At 31.2% G+C, this 10,082-nt stretch carries 10 protein-coding genes; 4 read left to right on the forward strand and 6 right to left on the reverse strand.

What is annotated here, in order from left to right; all coding sequences use genetic code 11:
- Window positions 1–5 precede the first annotated feature (5 nt).
- Window positions 6–1,298: a hypothetical protein gene (locus VLB80_00580; protein ID HSC24699.1), complete on the forward strand. Its 1,293-nt coding sequence runs from the start codon at window positions 6–8 to the stop codon at window positions 1,296–1,298.
- Window positions 1,299–1,372: 74 nt separating this feature from the next.
- Window positions 1,373–1,573 carry a hypothetical protein gene (locus VLB80_00585; GenBank protein HSC24700.1) on the forward strand — a complete coding sequence of 67 codons (201 nt, stop codon included), beginning with the start codon at window positions 1,373–1,375 and terminating at the stop codon, window positions 1,571–1,573.
- 37 nt (window positions 1,574–1,610) lie between these two features.
- Here the strand turns inward: VLB80_00585 and VLB80_00590 are convergent, their stop codons facing one another.
- The 3 genes from VLB80_00590 to VLB80_00600 all read right to left on the reverse strand — a co-directional run bounded on the left by VLB80_00590 (window position 1,611) and on the right by VLB80_00600 (window position 3,285).
- A complete protein-coding gene (locus VLB80_00590) occupies window positions 1,611–1,811 on the reverse strand; it encodes a hypothetical protein (protein ID HSC24701.1) in 201 nt (66 codons plus the stop codon).
- 22 nt (window positions 1,812–1,833) lie between these two features.
- Complete coding sequence (locus tag VLB80_00595; GenBank protein HSC24702.1) at window positions 1,834–2,808, reverse strand: hypothetical protein; 975 nt, start codon at window positions 2,806–2,808, stop codon at window positions 1,834–1,836.
- 69 nt (window positions 2,809–2,877) lie between these two features.
- The gene (locus VLB80_00600; protein HSC24703.1) at window positions 2,878–3,285 is read right to left on the reverse strand and encodes a hypothetical protein; all 408 of its coding nucleotides are present in this window, start codon (window positions 3,283–3,285) and stop codon (window positions 2,878–2,880) included.
- A 241-nt stretch (window positions 3,286–3,526) separates the two neighbouring features.
- Here VLB80_00600 and VLB80_00605 point away from each other — a divergent pair, with 241 nt between their 5' ends.
- A complete protein-coding gene (locus tag VLB80_00605; GenBank protein ID HSC24704.1) occupies window positions 3,527–3,964 on the forward strand; it encodes a thioredoxin family protein in 438 nt (145 codons plus the stop codon).
- On the opposite strand, the gene VLB80_00610 is transcribed toward VLB80_00605, so the two are convergent.
- The 3 genes from VLB80_00610 to VLB80_00620 form a co-directional block, all read right to left on the reverse strand.
- Entirely contained in the window at window positions 3,965–4,711 is a 747-nt protein-coding gene (locus VLB80_00610; protein HSC24705.1) for a hypothetical protein, read from the reverse strand.
- A 128-nt stretch (window positions 4,712–4,839) separates the two neighbouring features.
- Window positions 4,840–5,841, reverse strand: a complete 1,002-nt coding sequence (locus VLB80_00615) for a ribonucleotide-diphosphate reductase subunit beta (protein HSC24706.1) — start codon at window positions 5,839–5,841, stop codon at window positions 4,840–4,842.
- Between the two features lie 24 nt (window positions 5,842–5,865).
- Complete coding sequence (locus tag VLB80_00620) at window positions 5,866–8,418, reverse strand: ribonucleoside-diphosphate reductase subunit alpha (GenBank protein HSC24707.1); 2,553 nt, start codon at window positions 8,416–8,418, stop codon at window positions 5,866–5,868.
- A 534-nt stretch (window positions 8,419–8,952) separates the two neighbouring features.
- Between VLB80_00620 and VLB80_00625 the strand changes: the two genes are divergently transcribed.
- The coding region (locus VLB80_00625; GenBank protein HSC24708.1) for a hypothetical protein at window positions 8,953–10,082 on the forward strand (1,130 nt) is incomplete at its 3' end.

A 10,082-nucleotide genomic window follows, 5' to 3' on the forward strand; every position in this document is an offset into this window, starting at 1 on the left:
AAACTATGTCCCTTTTTAATATTGTTTTAGTCATTTTACTTAATCTTATGGTTTGTATAGATTCTTTATTGGTTGCCATGCATGAAAAAAAAGTTGATCAAATCGATAATCTCGAGATGATACAATTCAAAAAAGAGTTTAAATATCAATTAGCTAAGATGCCAATAATGGCATTAAAAAAAATTGACATGCCTCAAGAGCTGCGGGATTTGATAGTTAAACTGCATATTGAGAAAAATTATGATGAGAAACAATGTGAAGAGATGCAAGATTATACATACAGATTAAAAAAATATCATGGCAAAGAAATTAGCATAGCAGACTTAGTAAAGCTTGATTCTAAGAACATGAAAATATTATCGGAGATAGTAGGCATAACTGAAAAACCACATTTATATAAAGAGCTTATCAGTGATAAAGCTGCTTCATTACCATTATGGCTACGATATAAGTTGGGGATACGCTGTAATACATCTGTTAAATTGTCGATGTTGGTGTTACAACAATCTGGTATTCCTAAAGAATTTCAACGGACCATACTTAAATTACATATTGATACAATTGATACAAATGTAAATCATGATAAGTATAAAGTAATATTAGATTTTTGGAATAATGAAGAAAGATTAAATAAAAATGGCGGTATAAAGATTAATGTAGCAGACTTAATGTGGCTTGATGACTCTGATCAAAAAAAGTTATATTCTGTTCAAAAGGCAATGCAATATAAGGATACCAAAAAACCACATTTATATAAAGAGCTTATCAGTGATAAAGCTGTTTCATTACCATTATGGTTGCGATACAAACTAGGGATACACTGTAATAAATCTGTTAAATTACCAATGTTGGCATTACAACAATCTGGTATTCCTAAAGAACTTCAGCAGACCATACTTAAATTATATATTGATACAATTGATATACATGTAAATCATGATAGGTATAAAGTAATATTAGATTTTTGGAATAATGAAGAAAGATTAAATAAAAATGGCGGTATAAAGATTAATGTAGCAGACTTAATGTGGCTTGATGCCTCTGATCAAAAAAAGTTATATTCTGTTCAAAAGGCAATGCAATATAAGGATACAGATAGAGCGCCAGGCTTTCTTCCAGGTAGTATAATAGATAGGCAGTACGATTCAATTTTAACTGAAGAAGAATATAAAAGTGCTATTTCATTGCCATATTATTTGCGGCGTAAAGCAGGACCGAATTGTAATGTTGCAGTGCAAGCAGGAAAGTTTGATTTTAAACCTGAAGATAAAGATCAGTTGTTTAACTTTTTTTTGTAGGTGGTTCAATTAACACTATAGTATATTTACTAAAATCCCTAATAGGTTCCTATGCTTTTTCGCTGCCTGTATCTATGGCGTGGTATTTGATGGGTGCAGTAGGCGGTGCTTCTGGATCATTAATGAATACTATAATTAACAAAAAGATGGAACCATATGAACCATGGATTAAAGAAAAGCCACTATGCCCTGAAATGATTAAGCCGTACCATCTTTCATATTATTATAAGATACCATCAAGGAGAATTCAGTTAAGAGCGCGTAAGCGATTATGATGAGTAAATAGAATTCTTAGGCTTTAATCATTTTTATTTATAGGTTCATATCTGTTTCGAACGCTATATCTACCACACCGCCGGGTTCAAACATATCGGTGAATTGCTTATACATTTTCGGTCTATCTTTACCGCCATCCATTGTTAAAAGTAACGTTTCACTATAGATGGAAATATTTTCTATAATTCGTTCATATCCATAATAGATAAAAATTGTTATAAGTTTATGTGAAAACACCAATTTTTAAGTATTTTTTTCACTAGTGTATTTTAATTAACTCAATACTTTTTCCAATAATATAATCCATTTTAAGTTTAGATACAATAGTATTTAAGGTTGAACCATAGTGTAATGAGAAAAACATGATTTTAATGGAATTAGAATTTTTGATGATTTGGAAGTTGTTTATTTTTCCTGAATCAGCATCATCACTTATTGCTATTTTAAATAGATCATTATTGTCTATGTAATATCCTGCAGCATATTCCCCATAATAAAATAAAGGTGCTTCGCCAGTGTATTTAGGTTCAAATGTTATATTTATGTAGTCACCTTCAACATGAAATACAAGATATCCATCTGGCATTGTCTTAATCCAAAGTCCATCAAATTTTTTTTGAAATTCTAGATATTTGCCGTTTAGATTTTCATTGATAGATTGATACTTATCTTTTAAATAAGTGAGATCTCTTTCATAACCTATAGTTTTAGCCATCCAGTGAGATGTTATTCTTTTATCCATATAGGTTTTTATTGTTTCATCGGCCATAGTAACTATTTCACGTATTCGGTTTTGAGGACTCCAGTTTGCGATTTTGTCATCTAAACTCTTAGTAATAATTATTAAATCCTCTGCATTAAGCTTGTTATTATCGGTTGTGAGAGAAAGAATAGGAGCACGAAACGGGTATTTATCTGGCATTTGACAAATTAATGTGTGTTTTATGGTTTGGTCATCATGAAAAATAATTTTTATCTCAAATGGATGTTCGTTTGAAATAACGGGATATAAGTCAATTACAAAATTTTTATTTTCACGCAATTCCTTTACTTCCATTGTAAGGCGCTTTGGGAAATTGGGATTTTCTAAAAGCTGAGAAATTCTATTATTTTTTTGTTCTATTGTTTCTAATAGTAGATCATTTTTAGTTATAGTTGAGATTTGCTTTGATGTTTCCATGCATAATGATGATTGAGTGAGCAGTAGTAAGATAATGCAAAAATTAGTTATCATAATAAAAGAATCCTTAAATTTAAAAATAACCGGGATAAATCCCGGTTAGATATAGTTTTATATAAATTATTAAAGAAGAGTCTTTATTTCAGCAACTTTTACAAAAAAATTACTTATATCCTTACCATTATTAGTCAAACATATAATATTAGCTAAAAATCGTACTTTGTCTTTTGTTATATTATGAATTAATTCGTAAGGTACTGTTGCAACAGGTTTTTCTAAAGATAACATTTTAAACGCATTTTGAAGTGCATTGCGATCGTCTGTTCTTAATGGCACAGTGTCAAGAATGTTTTTTTCTAAAAAATTAGTTGGTGGAATAGCATAATCCATATTGTTCGCTGTATAGCTTGTGATATGCAAATCTTTATTAAGTATAAAAGATAAAAACGATTCATCTGGTTGCATACTCAACAAAAATCCATTTATAGACATTACCGATAATACTACTAAAAATCTAACAGATTTTATCATATCAGCTTCCTTTTTTATATACGATTTATTATCACTGAGAGATTATCACCGTCTGGTAATCTTTGCAATAGTGGATTATATTAATCGTGTTTTTTAAACTGATCAATTTATCAAGACCAATCTAGCAGATTTAAGTTATTTTTGATGTTTGTTTAATTACACCGCTTGTTTAAGGCTCATTTGCTAAAATAAAAAATAAACGTACACTAATAATTAGGATACGTATATAAAAGGAAATAATATGAAAAAGCTCAATATACTAATAGTAATTTTTTTACTAGCGCCTATCTTCACTTTCTTGCTTTTTTCTCACAATAATAATGAGACACACAACATTATTTATTTACATAAACAAAAAAATAACAGCTGCTCTAGTAAGGATCTATTACATTCTTTAAGTAATGTTGGCAATATAATTCTTGTTTTTTATGCTGATTGGTGTAATCCATGTACTCGTATGTCACAATTATTAGAGTATAGTGGACCAACACTACCGGAATATACCTTTATTAAAATAAATCGTGATTATTTTTCAGATATAGCAGATATATTCAGACCAAAAGGTATACCAACTCTTATATTCCTTCGTGATGGCAAGGAAATTGGTCGCTACGAAGGTCCACCATTAACTCAAAAAAAATTGATACATATTATTAAAAAAATATATGGAGCGATATAATTACGCAGTGGTATGATTACCTGCAGGAGCAAATCTCGTATACGTTGTCCATCCTCCTGCAACAAGAAGTTGAATTGCAGTCATTAGACCTATACCTATCTTATAATATAACATATATCTATTTTGTAACTTAATATGGTTATCAAGTATATTTTGATGCGATTCTTGATGTGGCAATAGTACTGGCTGTTTACTTTGATGATCGTGTAAAGCTTTTAAAAACGACATACCATTAAGTAAAAATGCCTCTGGATCTTCTTCTTGTATAGCTGCGTATCCCTTTGATAAGTAGTCCGGTGTCTGGTTATTTTCGTTTGTATTATGTATGTCGTGTGCCATTTGTGCCATAAGAGTAGGATCGATTGGGGTTTCTCGTAACAATGTAATTGCTTTTTGAACCTCTGTAAGTGACATTTTATGTTGTTGCGCAAATTCGTAAATTTTAGGACGATCAATCATTAATTGAGTCCAGCCTGATTTATCTGGGTCTTCAATGTCAGCTAACAATCCGGTTAAAACAGTATCACCAATGTCTTTTGGTAGTCTATTTCTTGTTGTTAGATGCGAATCAGCTTGTATATCAGTGCGATGTAACGCAATATCTTTCGCATCCATCATAATTAATAGCTCATTACGCGTCGTAATACTTTTTTGTGGATCTTTGCCAACAGTAAAATGATCCATGCCATATGCAACAGGTACAACTGACATCATCAATAAAGAATACATAATTATTTGTTTTATCATCGCAACCTCCTTATAAAAAAATAATAATTTAATAGGAAATATATCTTAATTTTAAAACAAAAAAAAAGAAGAAGAGTATTTTCTCTTCTTCTTGCGCATCCAATCATTCATCTGATCTTATGTTTTTTTTACCACTCTAATGAGCCGGCAGTTTGATATTCGGTAACTCGTGATTCAAAAAAGTTTTTTTCTTTACTCAGATCAGTTGATTGCGACATCCATGGAAATGGATTTTTAGTGCCATATATTTTTGGTAAATCAATACGCTCTAAACGACGATCTGTTATATGTTCAACATATTCTGCAAATTGTTGTGCATTAATGCCGAACATCCCTTGCGGACATGCATCTAATGCATATTGTTTTTCTAACACAACTGCTTGCTTGATCAATTCAGTAATTTCTTGTTGAAATGACGCTGTCCAAATTTCAGGGTTTTCTGATTTTATCACATTGATAAGATCACAACCAAATGCAAGATGAAGACTTTCATCCCGCATAATATATTCAAACTGCTCACCAATACCAATCATTTTATTTTGACGTTTTAATGCAAGCATCATTGCAAAGCCTGCATAAAAGAAAATACCTTCCATGACAACATAAAAACCAATAAGATCATGTACAAAGCGTTGAATGTTTTTTGTTGTATCAGTGGTAAAATTTGGATCCATAATTGATGTCGTTAAATTCACGACAAAATCATCTTTTGCTTTGATGGAAGGAATGCGCTCATACATTGTATAGATTTCATCAGGATTTAACCCCAATGAATCACAGCAATAAATAAATGTATCGGTGTGAACAGCTTCTTCATATGATTGACGTAAAAGATATTGTCGGCATTCTGGATTGGTTATATGTTTATAGATAATAAGTACTAAATTATTGGCTGTTAATGATTCTGCTGTAGAAAAAAATCCTAAATTCCATAAAACTAACCGTCGCTCAGCTTCTGTCAGTACTGTTGATGATTTCCATTGCTCAACATCATATTGCATAGATATTTCTTCAGGAGTCCAATTATTTGCAACACCATCTTTATAATGTTGACGCGCCCACATATATCTCATAGGCAAAATTTTATTTGGATCTACCGTTGAATTATTAATAATTCCATTTTTATTCATCATTTTCCTTAATTGTAATTACTATTACTGACACGAATCACATGCTAAATCATCTGAAATGGTACATGATGCACCCGACAAAATATCATCATCTGATGTTATAACCTGTTCCTCTTCAAGTGGAACATCTTCCATAATACCATTAACTGTTTTATAAATACGTTTTTGTGTAAAGCCAAATTTTTGTGCATCTAAACTTGCTTTTTCAATTTGACTTGCACCAAGCGTACGTAAATAATATGTTGTTTTAAGACCTGATTGCCATGCAGCAACATAAATATCATGTAACAATTTCCCCGAAACACCCTTCATGAAAACATTGTGCGATATACTTTGATCAAGCCATTTACCACGAGCTGCAGTAATGGTAATAAGATGCACGGGATCAATTTCAAATGCTTCACAATATTTATCTTTTAAGGTTTGTGGAATAGCTTCAATCATTTGCACATTTCCATCATAGTATTTAAGTAACTCAAGCATGTTATTATTCCACAAGCCAAGATTTTTTAAGTCTTCTATTAAAAAATTATTAAGAACGGTAAATTCACCACTCATATTTGCTTTAACATAAATATTTTTATAAATTGGCTCGATGGAAGGAAACACGCCAGCGATATTTGCAATTGTTGCGGTTGGTGCAATTGCCATAACATTTGAGTTACGCATACCATAACGTTGCACGTGATTCCGGACAGAAGTCCAATCAAGTTTACCGCCACGCTGCACTTTAACTTCAACACCACGTTCTTGCTCAAGAAGATCAATAGTATCTTGGGGAAAAATATTTCTATCCCATTTAGAACCTTTATATGTTGCATATGTGCCGCGTTCTTTAGCCAATTGTGAGGAAGTTAAAATTGCGTGATATGCTATAAATTCCATAAGCTCATCAGAATAGGCAATTGCTTGTAATGATGAAAAATTAATACCTACTTGATATAGCAGATCCTGAAATCCCATAATACCAAGTCCGACAGGACGATGACGCATATTTGATGCTTCTGCCTCTGCAACAGGATAGTAATTTATATCAATAACATTATCTAACATACGTACAGCAGTAGTAATAGTTTTGCTTAATTTTTCTTCATCGATTGCTCCATTTTTTACATGGCGTGCAAGATTAATTGAACCTAAATTACATACAGCAATTTCTTGTGCTGAGGTATTAAGTGTGATTTCTGTACATAAATTAGAACTATGAACAACGCCAACATGATCTTGTGGTGAACGTACATTACACGCATCTTTAAAGGTAATCCATGGCTGACCCGTTTCAAATAGGCGGCTTAACATTTTACGCCATAATCCGCGAGCTGAAATTGTTTTATGCATTGTAATGCCATCTAATACAACTAATTGCTCATATTCTATATATCGTTTTTCAAACGCTTTGCCATATAAATGATGCAGATCAGAGGTTTCATCAGGAGAGAATAATGTCCACTGCTCATCTGCAAGAACACGTTTCATAAATAAGTCAGGAATCCAATTAGCAATATTAAGATCATGAGTGCGGCGACGTTCATCACCAGTATTTTTGCGTAAATCAATAAAGTCTTCAATCTCTAAATGCCATGTTTCAAGATACACAACTGCAGCGCTACGTCGTTTACCACTTCTTTTAATTGCTGCAATAACATCATTATTAATTTTAAGAAACGGCACTACTCCTTGACTTTCTTCTTTAATAGAATCAATCATCGCACCACACGCACGGATATTGCTCCAATCAACTGCAACGCCACCAGACCATTTTGCTAACTGAGCAGAATCTGAATAGCTTTTGAAAATATGATTCAAATCATCTTCAACTGTTGCAAGAAAACAAGAACTTAATTGTGAACGCAATAACCCCGAATGAAGCAACGTTGGCGTGCTGGGAACATAGTGCAACATTGACATTACGTGATAAAAATCAACTGCTATCTTATTTTTATCTATCTCATTATATGCAAGGCCCATCGCGACACGCATCCAAAACGCCTGTGGCAATTCAATATGTTCTGTTTCGTTTCTTAGAAAATATCGCTTGTATAGCGTATTCATTCCCATATAATCAAGGAGATTATCTCGTTCAGGAATCAATTGTTGCGCAAGATATTCACAATCAAATCCTGCTAAACGCTTATCAAGTAAATTAGCATCTATACCACGTGTAATACCTGTTATAAAAGAATTACGATACACCTCTTCGCTATTAATACGCGAAATAGATGTAAATGTTACTTGTTTAAATAGCTTTTTTAATTGCAAACGCATTGCTATCTTACTATATGCAGGATCACGTTCAATAAAAGCTGTAGCAGCAAGAATAAACGCATCGGCAATACCGCTTGCGGTAATTCCATCAAAAATATTTTTTAATGTTTCACGTAAAATAAGCTCAGGATCAACATAAGATTCATAGCCAATACACGCAAAGCCAATTGTTTGTCGTAGTCGTTTCTCATTAATAATTTCACGAGTACCATCAGCTTTTACAACAGAAAACATAGAGATATTATTTTCTACCTTTTCACATGCATCACTTATCAAAAAGGGTGCGGTTGTGACTCTATTATGTTGTTCCATATCATCCTTAAACTTTTTTTTTAAAATAGTTACTATATATAAAAAGACTGCACATTGTATCATTCTAGAATAATGACTAAGCACCTTATAATCAAATAGTTTTTTAACTTTTTAGTGGTAATATATTCTTAAATATTTCATAATAATTGAATCAGAAATAATACATTTAGAGTAAAAAAATAAAACACCAATAGATACCTATCGATGCAGCCATAAATAATGATTATTATTTTTTTTATCATAAAAATCGAATGTAAATTAAAACAAAAAAGATAATAATTTTATAAAATATTTTATTAAAAATATCTATTGGTAGTTTATCAACCTTTGTACAACAAATTTTTATACAAAATATAGATAATATTTTTTAGGTAAAAATAGTGTAAAATACACGTACTATCAATAATGAAAAAATAGACAATGAAGAACGCATTGTTTTTTGAGCAAAATTCTTTATAATAGAAATATGTTATATATTTAACTATTAATATATAAAAAAAATAGATTTACCATTATTTAATAAAGATGATAACAATGAACAAACAATTTATTTTCATTCTTTCTGTCGTTGTGATAACTAATTTTCCTTGTTCAGCAATGAATTATATAAGACAATCATTAATAGAATTTAATTTAGTATCGGTAACAAATCAGGAGAAGTTATTAGCAAAAACACAAACACTTTGCAAAGCAATAACCAATTGCGAGAATACAATTGCTCCGCTACAGAAACAATTATTAACAATTAGCAGGAATACAACATTAAAAGATGATGAGAGAAGAACACGACGTGCAGTTTTAATCGGTAATATTGATACTAGTTTATCAACATTACATGATCCAGTACGGGATTTAGTACTATTGTATAAAAATGTAAGTTCTAATAAAGAATCATCTATGCGATCTAGTATGATAGCAACATATTTTAATCATACTGCTAGTTCATCGGGAGATAATGATTTACTAGAAACACTGAAGAATTTTAATGAAGGCGTTAAAAATCTAGGTTCCCGTTCAACATCCTCTGTGGTTACAGATTTTACACAAAGTAATTTTGATAAGGATGATGAAAAAGAAACAAATCCTATAGTTATGTATTATTATTGGGGCGACAGCAAGAAGATATCTAAGCCATCTGAAAGTTTCAACAATAAAGGTTTAGATAGCATGCATTCTCAAAAAGGCTATGCAGAATATATACGTGATTGTTTTTTTGTATCAAACACCAAAAACCAATTTATACAATGTGTTGATGATGTTAATCGTTCTATAGCAGTCATAGAATTAATTTTAACCAATTACAAAAAAAATAAACCTACTTCAATTTCTCAAGAGTTTGAAAATAATTATACCAAAATATTACAAACTCATTGTTATGCGCTAAATATTTCGATACAAAATATATTACAATTTCTCGCGAAAGTATCTGATCGTGAAAAATATTCCTTACGGCTTAAAAAAATAACTGATATATATCAGTTTGGTACAATATCTAATATGATTAGCGACAGAAAATTTAATGACATAGGTGAATGTTTAATTAAGTTAAAAAAAGTTTTGGTTGAAATATGCCAAGAATCAATTCAGCCTGATAGCAATGAATTGCTACAAAGTACAATATTGCTTCAAGTATCGGAACAGCAACAATCAGAGTGGCCTAAAGA

It is taken from the genome of Candidatus Babeliales bacterium (genome assembly GCA_035455925.1).
Classification (GTDB): domain Bacteria; phylum Babelota; class Babeliae; order Babelales; family Vermiphilaceae; genus SOIL31.